We start from the raw sequence: 14,356 nt of genomic DNA on the forward strand, positions 1-14,356 counted from the left end.
CGGCCGGGCGCAGAGCGCGCAGAGGGGATCGGCGGCGGCCTCGTCCGCCCCAAGCGGGGGCGGCCCCGGATCGGGGGCGTCGTTCGCGCGGCGGCGGGTCTGACGGGATCGGCCCATGGGGGACAGATCGGGCGGCGACGGCGGTCCGGCAAGGCCGTTGCGCGGCGACGTGATGGGCGGCCCGGCTTGCGGAGCGGGCCCGGGGCTGGCACCGCTGGACCCGACCCCGCCGAAGGACGCCCCCGCCGTGACGCCAACCGACCCTCCCGCCCTCGACCTGCCCGGCATCTGGCCCGGCGCGCTGGTCGTGGGTGGCGGTCCCGCCGGGCTGGCGGCGGCCGAGGTGCTGGCGGGGGCGGGGTGGCCGGTGCTGGTGGCCGAGGCCATGCCGTCGCCGGCGCGCAAGCTGCTGATGGCGGGGAAGTCGGGGCTCAACATCACCAAGGCGGAAGGTCCGGCGGCGTTCCGCGCGGCCTACGACGCCGGGGCGGGCGTGCCGCCGGCGCTGGGGGCGGCGCTGGACGCCTTCGGGCCGGGGGAGGTGGTGGCGTGGATGCGGGGGCTGGGGCAGGAGGCCGTGACCGGATCGACCGGGCGGGTGTTCCCGGTGGCCTGGAAGGCCTCGCCGTTGCTGCGGGCCTGGCTGGCGCGGCTGGGCGCGGGCGGCGTGGAGATGCGGACGCGCTGGCGTTGGGAGGGGTTCGCAGGTGACGCCTCGCAGTTCCTGACGCCCGAGGGGCCGCGCCTCGTGCGCGCCGGCGCGACGGTGCTGGCGATGGGCGGGGCGAGCTGGCGGCGGCTGGGCTCGGACGGGGCCTGGGCGGCGCATCTGGCGGGCGCGCATCCGGGGAGCGTGGCCCCCTTCGCGCCAGCGAACGTGGGGCTGGTGGTGGACTGGTCGCCGCACATGGCCCGCCACTTCGGCGAGCCGGTCAAGGGCGCGGCCTGGAGCGCGGGGGGGCTGGCGTCGCGCGGGGAGGTCGTCGTCTCGGCGCGCGGGCTGGAGGGCGGGGGGCTGTATCCGCTGTCGCGTCCGCTGCGCGAGGGGGCGGCGCTGCGGGTGGACCTGTTCCCGGACCTGCCGGAGGAGGCGCTGCGGCGACGGCTCGGGGCGGCGGGGAAGGAGAGCCTCGCCAACCGGCTTCGGAAGCGGCTGGGGCTGGAGGGGGCGCGGGCGGCGCTGGCGCAGGAATGGGGGCGGCCCTGGCCCGCCGACCTCGCGCCGCTGCTGAAGGCGCTGCCCGCGCGGCACGGGGGGGTGCGCCCGCTGGACGAGGCGATCTCCACGGCCGGGGGGCTGCGGTTCGGGGGGCTGACGGAGGGGCTGATGCTGCGGGACCGGCCGGGGGTCTTCGCGGCGGGCGAGATGCTGGACTGGGAGGCGCCGACGGGGGGCTACCTGCTGACCGCCTGCCTCGCCACCGGGCGGGCGGCGGGACGGGCGGCGGCGGACTGGCTGGGGCGGGCGGGGGCCGGGTGACGCCCGCCCGCGCCCGCCCCCGCCCGCGCCGGATCTCCGGGGGCGGCCCCCGGAGGGTCGCGGCTGGCCGCGGCGGGGCCTTGCGGGCGGGGCGGTCCCGGCCGGCCGGGCGCGCGAGGCCCGGCGCGGCCGGGGGGGAACCTTGCCGAACCCCGCGCCGGACGCCTTTCCAAGCCCCCCGGCTTCGGATTAGGTGGCGCCACCACGTCGAGGAGACCCCGCCATGGCCCTTTCCCACCGGCTCGGCACGGCCAGCGCCCTCGCGCTCGCGCTCGCGACGCCGGCCATCCCGCAGGACCGCGCGGTGACCTACACCTTCTTCGGCACGCCGGGCCTGCTGGAGATGCCCACGGCCCTGAGCGCCGACGAGGGGGAGATCGCGGGGACCGTGGGGTATTTCGGCGGGCAGCTCCGCAACTCCTTCACCTTCCAGGTGACGCGGCGGCTGTCGGGGACGTTCCGGTATTCGGGCATCCCCGACTACACGATCAGCGAGGACGACCCCTACTGGGACCGCAGCTTCGACCTGCGCTTCCGCTTCAACGACGAGGGGCGCCTCGCCCCCTCGGTGGCGGTGGGATTGCAGGACTTCCTGGGGACGGGGGTCTATTCGGGCGAATACCTCGTCGCCACCAAGACGGTGGGCGACGCCTTCCGCGTGACGGCGGGCCTGGGCTGGGGGCGCTTCGCCACGAACGGGGGCTTCGACAACCCGCTGGGCCTGGTGGGCGGGCGCTTCGAGGAGCGGCCCGACACCTTCGTGAGCGGCGACGAGGGGGGCGTGCCGGGGGCCGAGGCGTTCTTCCGGGGCGACGCGGCGGTGTTCGGCGGCGTCGAATGGGCGCCGAACCCCCGGTGGATCCTCAAGGCCGAGTATTCGTCGGACGAGGGCTACCTGGACCAGACGGGCGAGCCGCTGTTCGACGTGAACTCGCCGCTGAACTTCGGCGCGGCCTGGCGGCCGTTGCCGGGCGTGCAGCTCCAGCTCGCCTATCTCTATGGCTCGCAGCTCGGCTTCTCGGCGAACTTCACGGTGAACCCGAACGACCGGCCCTTCGGGTCGGGGCTCGACCCCGCGCCGCAGCCGGTGGAGGTGCGGGCCGAGGCGGTGCGCGCCGCCCGGAGCTGGGACCGCGCCGCCCTGCCCGAGGCCGCGATCCGCGACCGGCTGCGGCAGGCGCTGCGGGTCGAGGGGGTGGAGCTGCTGGCGGTGGAGCTGGGGGACCGGACGGCCCGGCTGCGCTATGTCAACACGCGGTATCGGGCCGAGGCGCAGGCGATGGGGCGCGTCCTCCGCATCCTGACGGCCGAGCTGCCCGCGTCGATCGAGACGATCACCCTGGAGCCGGTGCAGAACGGGCTGCCGCTGTCGGCGGCGACCTTTGCGCGGTCGGACATCGAGGGGCTGGAGAACGAGGTCGGCGGCACCGCCGCGAGCCTCCAGCGCCTGGACCTGGAGGGGGCCGGGCCGCCCCGGGGCCTCGTGCCGGTGCCGCCGGCGGTGGAGCGGTTCACCTGGGGGGTCGCGCCCTACGTGGGCGTGTCGCTCTTCGATCCCAACGATCCGTTCCAGCTCAGCTTCGGGGTGGAGGCCTCGGCGGCCTACCGCATCGGGCCGAACCTGATCCTGTCGGGGGCGATCCGGCAGAAGATCGCGGGGAACGACGACGAGGAGGCGGAGCGCGAGCCGCTCGGCGGGGTGCCGGTGGTGCGCCGCAACTCGGGGCTTTACGGCGACGGCGGCGGGCCGGTGCTCCAGGACCTGACGCTGTCCTACTACGGGCGGCTCGGGCCGGACCTCTACAGCCGCGCGACGGTGGGCTACCTGGAGCGGATGTATGGCGGCGTTTCGGCCGAGGTGCTCTGGAAGCCGGTGGAGTCCCGCCTGGGCGTGGGGCTGGAGGTCAACCACGTCGTCCAGCGCGGCTATGACCAGCTCTTCGACTTCCGCGACTACGAGGTGACGACCGGGCACCTGTCGGCCTACTACGACTTCGGCGGCGGCTTCCAGGGCGAGGTGGACGCCGGGCGCTTCCTGGCGGGGGACTGGGGCGCGACCTTCGCCCTCGACCGCGAGTTCGAGAACGGCTGGAGCGTGGGGGGCTACTTCACCCTGACCGACATCCCCTTCGAGGACTTCGGCGAAGGGTCCTTCGACAAGGGCATCCGCATCAACATCCCGCTCGACTTCGTGCTGGGCCAGCCCACGCGGCGGCAGGTGGGGACGACGATCCGCTCGCTCAACCGCGACGGGGGCTCGCGGGTCTCGGTCGAGGGGCGGCTCTACGAGATCGTGCGGCAGGGCCATTACGGCGAGCTTGAGGACTCATGGGGGCGGTTCTGGAGATGAGGCGAGGATTGTTGGCGGGGCTGGCCCTTCTCGGGCTGGCGGCCTGCGCGCGGGACGAGGCGCCGGCCCCGGAGGGGGGCGTGGGCGAGGTGCAGGCCCGCGCGCTGGCGGTGGTCGATCAGGTGCGCGGCGTGTTCCGGGGCATCGGCAGCGACACCACGGTGAGCGCCCCGCGCGAGATCCCCGGCGGCTTCACGCCCCAGGCCATCGCCGCCGAGCCCGGGGCCTACCGGCTGGTGCAGATCAACGCGCTGGGGGTGCAGGAGCCCGCCCGCGTGATCGAGACCAACGGCGACGAGGTGACGATCGCGCTCCAGTCCGGGCCGACGGCGGCCTTCGACGACGGCATCCTGGTGTCCACGCACGGCTTCGGCGACGACCTCGTGACCATCGATTCGGCCGGCGTGCGGGAGGCGATGCGGGCCGGTGGCGGGCCGGTGACGCGGCGCATGGAGATGCTGGACGCCCAGGACCGGGTGACGACCACGTCCTTCGCCTGCGCCATCGCGCCGGCGGGCCAGGAGGTGGTGGACCTCGGCCTGCGGCAGGCCTCGCTGCGCCGATTCGACGAGCGTTGCCAGAGCCCGGCGCTGATCTTCAGCAACATCTACTGGCTCGACGACGCCGGGAACGTGGTGTCCTCGCGGCAGTACGTGTCGCCCACTGTTGCATATTTGCGCAGCGGCCGACTCTGAATCGCGCGAGTCGCGGAAAGGCGGGCGCAAGTTCCTTGAGGCGCGGAAACAATCAAGCTATCTCCTGCTCAAAGACTTGTTACCAACCCGGAGTAGAGACATGCGCCTCACCAAAGCCCTCCTTGCCAGCGCCCTCGCGGCCACCCTGGCGAGCCAAGCCGTCGCCGGTGGCTTCGCCCCCGTCGTCGCCGAGCCCGAGCCCGTCGTGGTCGTCGAGCCCGAAGCGCCGCGCTCCACCTGGGGCCTGCTGCTGCCGCTCGCCCTCCTGGGCGGCCTGGTCGCCATCGCCGTCGCCGCCGACGAGGATGACGACGACGAGACCGACACCACCGAGTGATCCGAACGGCGTCGGCAGTTTCGCCACACTGTTGCTGATCCAGACAAGGCAGGCCGGATGGCCTGCCTTGTTTTCGTTCACGACGGGGTGCAAACATCGAGAGGACGGCGCACGCCGTGCCTATCCCAAAAGGAGCAGTCCCATGAAGCACCTCAAGTCCCTCGTCCTGGCGGCCGCCGTGGCCACCGTGGCGAACCAGGCCGTCGCCGGCGGCTTCGCCCCCGTCGTCGCCGAGCCCGCCCCCGTTGCCCCCGTCGAGATCGTCGAGCCGGCCGCGCCGCGTTCGACCTGGGGCCTGCTGCTCCCGCTCGCGCTGCTGGGCGGCCTGGTGGCCATCGCCGTCGCCGCCGACGAGGATGACGACGACGAGACCGACACCACCGAGTAAGCGGACGCCCGGCGTCCCGGACCTGCGCCGCCCGCCGGCGCAGGTCCGTCCCTAGCCGGCCAGCCGCATCAGCGCCCGTTCGAGCAGGGCGCGATCCGGCAGCGACCCGGAGGAGCGCAGCGCGAGGTCGAGATCGACCAGCGCCCGCAGCGCGTCCTCGATCCTCTCCCGCTTCCATGATTCGGCCGCGCGCGCCAGCGCCTGCCGCCGGGGCCCGCCCACCGGGGGCCGCAGCGCCCCAAGGCCCGACTGCACGCCGCCCGGATCGCTCGCCACCGCGAGCAGCGCCCGGAAATGCCGCAGCGCCTGGATGGTGATGGCGACCGGCCCCAGCCCCTGCGCCGCCAGCCGCGCCAGCAGCGGCCCCACGCGGTCGCGCCGCCCGTCCGTCACCGCCGCGAGGAGGTCGTCCACCTCCGCCTCCTCGGACTGCGGGGCGAGGGCGGCGACGGTGGATTCGGCGAGCGGCCCCTCGGCGTCGAGTTGGTGGAGCGACAGACGCTCGATCAGCCCGCGCAGGTCGCCGGGGGGGAGGGTCTGGCCAAGGGCGACGAGGCGCTGCCGCGCCTCGGCGTCGATGCGGGAGAGCCCGGCCTCGCGCAGCAGGTCCAGCACCTCGCCCTCGGTCGGCGGGTCGTCGTAGAGGGTGATCGCCGCCACCCTGGGCCGCGTCTCGAAGAGCCTGCGGAGCGCGCCCTTGGCGGCGAGCGCGCCGCCGGTGACGACGAGGCGGGCGTCCTGCGGCGTCCAGGCGTCCAGCGCGGCGAGGAGCGCCGGGGCGAGGCCGTCCGTCGCCTCCTCGACCAGCACGGCGCGGGGGCCGGGGAAGAAGCCCACGGCCTTGATCGCGTCGGTGGCGAGCGAAGGGTCGCGGCGCAGGTCGGCCCCGGCGATGCGTTCGAGGCGCATCTCGGATTCGCCCTGCGGGCCGATGAGGGCAGCGATGAGGTCGGCCCGCGCCTGCGCGACGCGGGCGCCGTCTTCGCCGGTGATGAGGACGCCGGCGGTGGCGGGGTCGGGCTTCTTCAGGAAGGCCTTGGCGTCGCGGGTGGACAGCTTCACGGCAGCGTCCCGGGGGGGAGCAGGAGGAGGCGGGTCGCGATCTCGTCGGCCAGCAGGATCATCAGGCGTTCGCGGGCGTCGGATTCGGCGGCGCGGCCGGCGACGAGGGGGCCGGTGGCGGAATATCCGGTGAAGGCGGTGGCCTCGCCCTCGGCCAGCGTGGCGGGGCCGGCGGTGAGCCGCCAGGGGGCGCGGCCGAGGAGGTTGTAGCGGGTGATCGCGCCGGCCGGGGTGACGGCGGCGGAGTCGCGCTCCACCTCGGGCGTGACGGTCAGGGTGGCGACAGGGGTGGGGGCGCGGCCGAGCCGGTCCTCCAGCCGGGCGCGGAGGCGGTAGCCGTCGGGCGTGTCGGGGGTGGCGACGGCGACGCGGTCGCGCAGCGCCGTGCCGGGGCCGTCCGGCGCGTAGGCGGGCGCGAAGCCGCAGGCCGCCAGCGCCAGGGGCGCGAGCAGCAGGAGGCGGCGGCCCCGGTCAGGTTCCCGGTCAGGCGACGACATTGACGATGCGGCCGGGGACGACGATGACCTTCCTGGGGGCCGCGCCCTCCAACGCCCGCGCCACGGCCTCCAGCGCGAGGCGCTCGATCTCGGCCACGGCGGTGTCGCGGGGGACGGAGATCTCGCCCCGGCGCTTGCCGTTGACCTGGATGGGGAGGGTGATGCTGTCCTCGACCAGCATCGCGGGGTCGGCCACCGGCCAGGGGGCCTGCGCGCAGAGGCCGTCGCCGCCGAGGGCCTGCCACAGCTCCTCGGACAGGTGGGGCGTCATCGGGGCCATGAGCTGGACCAGGGTGCGGGCGGCGCGGCGCCTGGCCTCGGCCCCGGCGTCGGATTTCGCCAGCGTGGTGGTGAAGCCGTAGAGCTTGGCGATGGCGGCGTTGAAGCCGAAGCTCTCGATGGCTTGGCTGACCTCGTGGATGGCCTTGTGGCGGGCGCGTTCGAGGGGGGCGTCGGCGTCGGTCGGGGGGGCGTCGGCCTGGGCGGCCTCGTGGGCGAGGCGCCAGACGCGGGCGAGGTGCTTGTAGGCGGCCTCGGCCCCGGCGGCGGTCCATTCGACGTCCCGCTCGGGCGGGGAGTCGGAAAGGACGAACCAGCGGGCGGTGTCGGCGCCGAAGGTGGCGACGATGCCCACGGGGTCCACGACGTTCTTCTTGGACTTGGACATCTTGGCGGAGGGGATGACCTCCACGGCCTCGCCCGTGGCCTTGAGGAAAACCCCATCGACCCGGCGCTCTACATCTTCCGGGAAGTGATACACGGGCCGTCGCCCACTATAAGCTTGCGAACCATCATGGCTCACATTGCCGTCCTGTAGGAGCGGCGCATAGGTCTGGTAGATCTCGTGCGTGACCATGCCCTGGGTGAAGAGCGCGTCGAAGGGCTCGGCCGCCGTGGCGGGGAGGTGGCCGGTCTGGACCATCGCGCGGGCGAAGAAGCGGGAGTAGAGGAGGTGCAGGATCGCGTGCTCGATGCCGCCGATGTATTGATCGACGTTCATCCAGTAGGCGGCCTCGGCGGGGTCGGTCGGCGTCGCGGCGTGGGGCGCGGTGAAGCGGGCGTAATACCAGCTTGAGTCGACGAAGGTGTCCATCGTGTCGGTCTCGCGACGCGCCTCCTGCCCGCAGGATGGGCAGGGGACGCGGCCCCAGGTCGGATGGCGGTCGAGCGGGTTGCCGGGGCGGTCGAAGGTCACGTCGTCGGGGAGGCGGACGGGGAGCTGGTCGCGCGGGACGGGGACCGCGCCGCAGGCGGGGCAGTGGATCACCGGGATCGGGCAGCCCCAGTAGCGCTGGCGGGACAGGAGCCAGTCGCGCAGGCGGTAGCGGGTGACGCCCCGGCCCCAGCCTTGGGCCTCCGCGATGGCGATGGCGGCCTCGACGGCCTGCTCGGAGGTCTGGGTTTCGTCACCGGCGAAGAGCTTCACGTAGCGCACGGGCTCGGACTTCGGGGGGGTGAAGGCGTCGGCGCCGTCCTCGGGGCGGACGTGATCGCCCCCGGTGGGGACGAAGGTCGAGACGACGGGCAGCCGATACTTGCGGGCGAAGTCGAGGTCGCGCCCGTCATGCGCGGGGCAGCCGAAGATCGCGCCGGTGCCGTAGTCCATCAGGATGAAGTTGGCGATCCAGACCGGCAGCTCCCAGGACGGGTCGAGCGGGTGGCGGACGCGCAGGCCGGTGTCGATGCCGGTCTTTTCCGCCGTCTCGATGGCCTCCTCGGTGGTGCCGCCCTTGCGGGCCTCCTCGCAGTAGGCGGCGACATCGGGGCTGTCGGCGGCGAGGGCCCTGGCGAGGGGGTGGTCGGGGGAGACGGCGACGAAGCTCGCGCCCAGCAGCGTGTCGGGGCGGGTGGTGTAGACGGGAATGGCGTCGAAGCCCGGCGCGGGCGTGGTCAGCGGGAAGGACAGCTCCAGGCCGCGGCTCCGGCCGATCCAGTTGGCCTGCATCAGCTTCACCTTGGCGGGCCAGTCCTCCAGCCCGTCGAGCGCGTCGAGCAGGTCGCCCGCCATGTCGGAGATCTTGAAGAACCACTGGGTCAGCTCGCGCCGCTCCACCTCCGCGCCCGAGCGCCAGCCCTTGCCGTCCACGACCTGCTCGTTGGCGAGGACCGTCATCTCGACCGGGTCCCAGTTCACGACCGCCGCGCGGCGCGTCACCAGGCCGGCGTTCAGCATGTCCAGGAACAGCGCCTGCTGCTGGCCGTAGTATTCGGGGTCGCAGGTCGCGAACTCGCGGTCCCAGTCGATGGAGAAGCCGAGCGGCTTCATCTGGCCGCGCATGTCGGCGATGTTCTGGTAGGTCCAGTCCTTGGGATGCCCTCCGCTCGCCATCGCGGCGTTCTCGGCCGGCAGGCCGAAGGCGTCCCAGCCCATCGGGTGCAGGACCGCGTGGCCGGTGGCGCGGCGGTGGCGGGCCACCACGTCGCCCATCGTGTAGTTGCGGACATGGCCCATGTGGATGCGCCCCGAGGGATAGGGGAACATCTCAAGGACGTAGTATTTCGGCTTGGACGGGTCCGCCTTGGCGCGGAACGCCCCCGCCTTCTCCCATTCCTCCTGCCAGCGGGCCTCGATCTCGGGGGCGGCGTAGGGGCGGGACATGGGCGGACCTCTGGGCTTCGGGGACGGGTCCGGTCATGGCCGAGCGGGGGGGCCTTGTCCAGAGCGCGACGCGCCCCGCGCCGGGGAGGGCGGAGCGGCGAGGCCCGGAAACGAAGAAGGGCGGTCCCGAAGGACCGCCCCCTTGTCGCACCGATCCTTAGCTGGGATCAGAACTGGAAGTTCACGGCGACGGTGGTGCCGGCTTCGTATTCGCGGGCGCCTTCCTCGTCTTCGTCGGCGTAGGAGGCGATCAGGCGCGAGCCGTTGCCGAGGTCGTACTCGACGCCGACGTAGCCGCCATCTTCCTGCACGTAGCCGGCATACAGCTCGATGCCCGCGCCGGAGTCGAAGCCGACTTCGAGGCCGTAGTTGGTGTTCTCGTCGTCGTCGTCACCGTCATTTTCGAAGTCGGTGTCGAGTTCGGCGTCGTCGATGTCGTTGTCGTCGTCTTCCAGCGAGTAGAAGGCGGAGACGGTGAGCGGGCCGGAGGCGTAGTCGGCCGACACGCCGTAGCCGTTCTCGACGTCATCGAAGCCGCCGTCGAACAGGCCGGCTTCGTTCTTCTCGATCACGTAGAACGCGCCGAGGGTGACGGGGCCGACCGGGTAGGAGGCCTCGAAGCCGAGCGAGGAGTCCTCGTCGGTGTTGTTCTGGGCGTAGGCGACCTGCACGTCGGCGCCGGCGAAGGTCGAGCCGACCGAGACGCCGAACACTTCATCGACCGAGAAGTCGTCGTTGCCGGCTTCGGGATCGTAGTCGCCCGTCGATCCGTCCGAGGCTTCGGACTCTTCCTGGTAGGCGAGCGCGTAGGTGAAGCGGGCGATCGAGCCGCGGGCGCCGAGGGCGAACTGGTCGAGGTTGTCCTCGTCCGGGGTGTTGTTGTCCTCGTCGGCGACGACGGCCGAGAGCGAGGCGTCGATGCCGCGGAAGATGGTGTCGCCGCGCAGCACGGTCTCGCCGTCGGCCTCGGAGAAGTCGTCGGCGCGCATGTCGCCGGCCGAGTCCCACTTGGATTCGGCGGCGAAGGTGATGTCGCCGAAGAACAGGCCGCCATTCTCGGTGGTCAGCGAGAGGAGGAAGTCGTCATCGACGTCCACGGAGGAGCCGTCGCCGCCCGCGCCGGCGTCCGCGTCCTCGTCCACCACGTTCAGCGTGAAGCTGGCGGCGGCGGTGAGGCCGTTGTTGATCTCTTGCGTCAGCGTGACGCCGAGGTTCACTTCCCAGAAGAAGCCGTCGTCGGGCGTCCCGTCCGAGTTCAGGTCGCGCGGCTCGATGCCGTTGTCTTCGTTGAAGCCCAGGGTGGCGTCACCGCCGAAGGTGACATCGGCGGCCGCCGCGCCCGCGAAGGCGAGGATCGAGGCCGAAGCCAGCAGGATGCGTTTCATGGTTTCCCTCGTGTTTGCATTCCCGAGAATGCCAGTCCGACTAGCATTGCGATGTGTTTGCGCCCTCGGGGGGCCACATTCAACAGTCTCGGGGGCGTGAGGGAGGGCTGCCACAAAATTGATGCAGACGGGCCACACAGGGGCGGGCCGAACCGGCGTCGTATAGTGGCGGTCCCCGTCGAACGCCAGCTAGGACGTGGGGGCGGCCTGCCCAGGGGCATGACGGAGGGGGACGTGACATGGAGCCGACAGGCATCGGGGCGATCCGGGCGCGGCTGCGGGCCGCCGAGGCGGCGGCGGGGCGCGCGGCGGGGGCGGTGACGCTGATCGCCGTGTCCAAGGTCCAGCCCGAGGCGCGGGTGCGCGCCGTGCTGGCGGCGGGCCAGCGCGTGTTCGGCGAGAACCGGGTGCAGGAGGCGCAGGGGCGGTGGGAGCCGCTGCGCGCGGAGGGGGCGGCGGTGGAGCTGCACCTGATCGGGCCCTTGCAGACCAACAAGGCGCGGGCGGCGGCCGGGCTGTTCGACGCCATCCACACGGTGGACCGCGAGCGGCTGGCCGAGGCGCTGGCGCGGCTGGCGCAGGAGCGGGGGGCGTCGCCGGGGGTCTTCGTGCAGGTGAACACGGGCCGCGAGCCGCAGAAGGCGGGGTGCGACCCGGAGGGGGCCGACGCGCTGGTGGCGCGGGTGCGGGCGCTGGGACTGCCGCTGCGGGGCCTCATGTGCATCCCGCCCGAGGGGGAGGACCCGGTGCCCCACTTCCGGCTGCTGCGCGGGATGGCGGAACGGAACGGGCTGGACGGGCTGTCGATGGGGATGAGCGGCGACTTCGAGGCGGCGGTGGCCGAGGGGGCGACCCATGTGCGGGTGGGCTCGGCGATCTTCGGGGCGCGGGGCGGCTGAACGCGCCGGGGCTCTGCCCCGGACCCCGGGATATTTGGAGCCAAAGAAGGGCCTAGCGCACCACCAGCCTTGAGCGGGGCGCAAGGCGGCGGGCGATCCACAGGAGGTCGCGGGGGCGGAGCGCGATGCAGCCGGCCGTGGGGGCACCTAGGCGGCGCCAGCGGTGGACGAAGATCGCGGAGCCTCGGCCGGGGAGGGCGGGGGACAGGTTCCAGTCGGTGAGGAGCACGAGGTCGTAGAGCGGGTCGGCGCGGCGGAGGCGCTCGTGGGAGGGGGCGTGGGGGGCGCGGACCTTGGAGTTGTAGGCCGGGTCGGCGGGGTCGTCGGACCAGAGGTCGCGCGGGCGGATCGGGAGGGCGCTGCGCGTGGGTTTGCGCAGGCGGTCGGGGCGGTAGAGAACCCCGGCGAGGCCGTGGGCGCCGCGCGGGGTGCAGCCGTCGCCCTCGCGCTTGTCGTCCGTGAGGCCCTGGCGCCCGCGCGTGCAGGGGAACAGGCGGCCCCGGAAGCGGAGCCCGCGCGGGGTCACCACGAGGTCGTCGGGCGTGACCCTCACAGCAGATGCCCGGACTTGGCGGCCTTGGTCGCCAGATACGCCGCGTTCAGGTCGTTGAGGCCGACGCGCAGCGGCACCCGTTCGGCGACGCGCACGCCCGCCTCCTCCATCCGCCGCACCTTGCGCGGGTTGTTGGTGAGGAGCCGCACCGCGTCGAAGCCGAGCGCCTTGAGGACCTGCGCGCCGACGCGGAAGTCGCGCTCGTCGTCCTCGAAGCCGAGGCGGTGGTTGGCCTCGACGGTATCGAAGCCCTGGTCCTGCAAGCTGTAGGCGCGCATCTTGTTGGCGAGGCCGATGCCCCGGCCTTCCTGGTCGAGATACAGGAGCACGCCCGCGCCGTCGGCCGCCATGCGGTCGAGCGCGGCGTGGAGCTGGGGGCCGCAGTCGCACTTGAGCGAGCCCAGCAGGTCGCCGGTGAAGCAGGCGGAATGAAGCCGCGCCAGCACGGGGGCGTCGCGCGGGGGGGAGCCGATCTCGACCGCGACGTGCTCGGAGTCGTCGAGGGGGGAGCGGAAGACGTGGACGCGGCCGGCCTGCGACACGGCGAGGGGGACGCGGGCGGAGACCACCTCGGAGAGGGGGGCGAGCGTGTCGGCCAGCGCCAGCGCCGCCGGGAGCCGGGCGACCCCCTCGGGCGGGGGGGCGTCGTGGGCCACGAGGAGGGCGGCGGGGAGGAGGCGCGCGGCCTTGGCCAGCCGCAGCGCCGCGCGGGCCAGCGCGGGCGGGGGGCCGTCGGCGTCGCGGAAGGACTGGAACGGCCCCTTCATGGGGCGGGCCAGGTCCTCGGCGGGGTCGGCGGTGGCGCGCAGCCAGCCCAGGTCGGCGTCCCCCGGCACCCGCAGCCGGGCGAGGTCGCCGTCGTAGGCGCGGGCGCGCAGCGTCCCGGCCCGGCGGGCGGTCAGGGCCAGCGCCACCTCGCCCAGGTCGCGCAAGCCCCGGAGCCGCGGCGCGCTCGCCGTCTCGGCCGCCAGCGCCAGGGCCGCGCCGTCCGGCCCGGCGAGCCACACCGGCAGCCCCATCCGCAGGTCGGAGCGGGCGCGGGCCAGCCGCTCGGCGTCGCTGAGGGCGAACGGGGGGGCGAGGGGGTCGGTCATGCCTTCCTGTAGCGCGCGGGCGGGCGGATTGAAACATTCCCGCCCCCGGCGACACATGGGCGTGAGAAATCCTACGAAGCCGTTGGTTTTCCGGCGCTTCCTCCCCATCTCCGACCCGTGATCGCAACGGAGGGCCCGATGGCGCAGCTCAAGAAGATCCTTCTCGTGGACGACGACGACGACCTGCGCGAGGCCCTGTCCGAGCAGCTCGTGATGACCGAGGACTTCGACGTGTTCGAGGCCGGGTCGGGCGCCGACGCGCTGACCAAGACCAAGGCGGGGCTCTTCGACCTCGTGATCCTCGACGTGGGCCTGCCCGACACCGACGGGCGCGAGCTGGCGCGGGTGATGCGCAAGCAGGGCGTGAAATGCCCGATCGTGATGCTGACGGGCCACGATTCGGACAGCGACACCATCCTCGGGCTCGACGCCGGGGCGAACGACTACGTGACCAAGCCCTTCAAGTTCCCCGTCCTGCTGGCCCGCCTGCGCGCCCAGCTCCGGACCCACGAGCAGAGCGAGGACGCGATCTTCCAGCTCGGCCCCTACACCTTCCGGCCCTCGCAGAAGCTCCTGCTCACCGAGGACGACAAGAAGGTGCGGCTCACCGAGAAGGAGACCAACATCCTGAAGTACCTGTATCGCGCGCAGGACGAGGTGGTGCCGCGCGACGTGCTGCTGCACGAGGTCTGGGGCTACAACGCGGGCGTGACGACCCACACGCTGGAGACTCACATCTACCGCCTGCGCCAGAAGATCGAGCCCGACCCCACCAGCCCCGGCCTGCTGCGGACGGAATCGGGCGGCTACCGGCTGGTCGCCTGACCGCTCACTTTTTCCGAAGCGGGCCGGGAACAACCCTGGGGCGTGACGGGTTCTCCCTGCGACCCCCGATGGCGGGGCAAGGCCATCATCCCTCCCTGTTGGACTTGGCCCGGGCTTCGGCTCGGGCCTTTTTTCCGCGCCGCGGAAATTTTCGCGCGCCGGGCTTGCCGGCCCGGTGCAATCCCGCGGCGG

The 14,356-nt window shown here is 73.3% G+C and carries 13 protein-coding genes; 7 read left to right on the forward strand and 6 right to left on the reverse strand.

Translation table 11 applies throughout. The features are described 5' to 3' along the window. The first annotated feature begins 247 nt into the window (after positions 1-247). The 5 genes from J2Z33_RS05575 (at position 248) to J2Z33_RS05595 (ending at position 5,250) form a co-directional block, all read left to right on the forward strand. On the forward strand, positions 248-1,480 hold the full coding sequence (locus J2Z33_RS05575; protein ID WP_342454132.1) for a TIGR03862 family flavoprotein: 1,233 nt from the start codon (positions 248-250) through the stop codon (positions 1,478-1,480). 223 nt (positions 1,481-1,703) lie between these two features. After that, positions 1,704-3,830 carry a YjbH domain-containing protein gene (locus J2Z33_RS05580; RefSeq protein WP_209838712.1) on the forward strand — a complete coding sequence of 709 codons (2,127 nt, stop codon included), beginning with the start codon at positions 1,704-1,706 and terminating at the stop codon, positions 3,828-3,830. Next, entirely contained in the window at positions 3,827-4,525 is a 699-nt protein-coding gene (locus tag J2Z33_RS05585; protein ID WP_209838714.1) for a YjbF family lipoprotein, read from the forward strand. The genes J2Z33_RS05580 and J2Z33_RS05585 overlap by 4 nt, the downstream gene beginning before the upstream one ends. A 100-nt stretch (positions 4,526-4,625) precedes the next feature. Then, on the forward strand, positions 4,626-4,862 hold the full coding sequence (locus J2Z33_RS05590; protein WP_209838716.1) for a hypothetical protein: 237 nt from the start codon (positions 4,626-4,628) through the stop codon (positions 4,860-4,862). 142 nt (positions 4,863-5,004) lie between these two features. Then, complete coding sequence (locus J2Z33_RS05595; protein WP_209838718.1) at positions 5,005-5,250, forward strand: hypothetical protein; 246 nt, start codon at positions 5,005-5,007, stop codon at positions 5,248-5,250. Between the two features lie 51 nt (positions 5,251-5,301). Here J2Z33_RS05595 and holA read toward each other — a convergent pair whose 3' ends face one another. The 4 genes from holA to J2Z33_RS05615 all read right to left on the reverse strand — a co-directional run bounded on the left by holA (position 5,302) and on the right by J2Z33_RS05615 (position 10,793). Then, on the reverse strand, positions 5,302-6,312 hold the full coding sequence (gene holA, locus J2Z33_RS05600; protein WP_209838719.1) for a DNA polymerase III subunit delta: 1,011 nt from the start codon (positions 6,310-6,312) through the stop codon (positions 5,302-5,304). After that, complete coding sequence (lptE, locus tag J2Z33_RS05605) at positions 6,309-6,809, reverse strand: LPS assembly lipoprotein LptE (RefSeq protein WP_209838722.1); 501 nt, start codon at positions 6,807-6,809, stop codon at positions 6,309-6,311. The genes holA and lptE overlap by 4 nt, the downstream gene beginning before the upstream one ends. Beyond that, complete coding sequence (gene leuS, locus J2Z33_RS05610) at positions 6,796-9,408, reverse strand: leucine--tRNA ligase (protein WP_209838724.1); 2,613 nt, start codon at positions 9,406-9,408, stop codon at positions 6,796-6,798. The genes lptE and leuS overlap by 14 nt, the downstream gene beginning before the upstream one ends. Positions 9,409-9,575: 167 nt before the next feature. Continuing rightward, complete coding sequence (locus tag J2Z33_RS05615) at positions 9,576-10,793, reverse strand: porin (protein WP_209838725.1); 1,218 nt, start codon at positions 10,791-10,793, stop codon at positions 9,576-9,578. Between the two features lie 239 nt (positions 10,794-11,032). Here J2Z33_RS05615 and J2Z33_RS05620 point away from each other — a divergent pair, with 239 nt between their 5' ends. Continuing rightward, positions 11,033-11,692 carry a YggS family pyridoxal phosphate-dependent enzyme gene (locus tag J2Z33_RS05620; protein ID WP_209838727.1) on the forward strand — a complete coding sequence of 220 codons (660 nt, stop codon included), beginning with the start codon at positions 11,033-11,035 and terminating at the stop codon, positions 11,690-11,692. A gap of 52 nt (positions 11,693-11,744) precedes the next feature. On the opposite strand, the gene J2Z33_RS05625 is transcribed toward J2Z33_RS05620, so the two are convergent. Then, positions 11,745-12,245 carry a L,D-transpeptidase family protein gene (locus tag J2Z33_RS05625; RefSeq protein WP_209838729.1) on the reverse strand — a complete coding sequence of 167 codons (501 nt, stop codon included), beginning with the start codon at positions 12,243-12,245 and terminating at the stop codon, positions 11,745-11,747. After that, on the reverse strand, positions 12,242-13,339 hold the full coding sequence (gene ribA, locus J2Z33_RS05630; RefSeq protein WP_245218577.1) for a GTP cyclohydrolase II: 1,098 nt from the start codon (positions 13,337-13,339) through the stop codon (positions 12,242-12,244). Before ribA ends, J2Z33_RS05625 begins: the two co-directional genes overlap by 4 nt. A gap of 138 nt (positions 13,340-13,477) precedes the next feature. On the opposite strand from ribA, the gene J2Z33_RS05635 reads away from it, so the two are divergent. Then, entirely contained in the window at positions 13,478-14,164 is a 687-nt protein-coding gene (locus J2Z33_RS05635; RefSeq protein WP_209838733.1) for a response regulator transcription factor, read from the forward strand. Positions 14,165-14,356 lie beyond the last annotated feature (192 nt).

This window comes from Rubellimicrobium aerolatum (assembly GCF_017872975.1).
GTDB classification, from domain to species: domain Bacteria; phylum Pseudomonadota; class Alphaproteobacteria; order Rhodobacterales; family Rhodobacteraceae; genus Rubellimicrobium; species Rubellimicrobium aerolatum.

What these genes read in the sequence shown, in the direction of transcription:
- J2Z33_RS05580 (WP_209838712.1), top strand. Translation starts at nt 1,704, where the DNA reads ATGGCCCTTTCCCACCGGCTCGGCACGGCCAGCGCCCTCGCGCTCGCG.
- J2Z33_RS05585 (WP_209838714.1), top strand. Translation starts at nt 3,827, where the DNA reads ATGAGGCGAGGATTGTTGGCGGGGCTGGCCCTTCTCGGGCTGGCGGCC.
- J2Z33_RS05590 (WP_209838716.1), top strand. Translation starts at nt 4,626, where the DNA reads ATGCGCCTCACCAAAGCCCTCCTTGCCAGCGCCCTCGCGGCCACCCTG.
- J2Z33_RS05595 (WP_209838718.1), top strand. Translation starts at nt 5,005, where the DNA reads ATGAAGCACCTCAAGTCCCTCGTCCTGGCGGCCGCCGTGGCCACCGTG.
- lptE (WP_209838722.1), bottom strand. Translation starts at nt 6,809, where the DNA reads ATGTCGTCGCCTGACCGGGAACCTGACCGGGGCCGCCGCCTCCTGCTG.
- leuS (WP_209838724.1), bottom strand. Translation starts at nt 9,408, where the DNA reads ATGTCCCGCCCCTACGCCGCCCCCGAGATCGAGGCCCGCTGGCAGGAG.
- J2Z33_RS05615 (WP_209838725.1), bottom strand. Translation starts at nt 10,793, where the DNA reads ATGAAACGCATCCTGCTGGCTTCGGCCTCGATCCTCGCCTTCGCGGGC.
- J2Z33_RS05620 (WP_209838727.1), top strand. Translation starts at nt 11,033, where the DNA reads ATGGAGCCGACAGGCATCGGGGCGATCCGGGCGCGGCTGCGGGCCGCC.
- ribA (WP_245218577.1), bottom strand. Translation starts at nt 13,339, where the DNA reads ATGACCGACCCCCTCGCCCCCCCGTTCGCCCTCAGCGACGCCGAGCGG.
- J2Z33_RS05635 (WP_209838733.1), top strand. Translation starts at nt 13,478, where the DNA reads ATGGCGCAGCTCAAGAAGATCCTTCTCGTGGACGACGACGACGACCTG.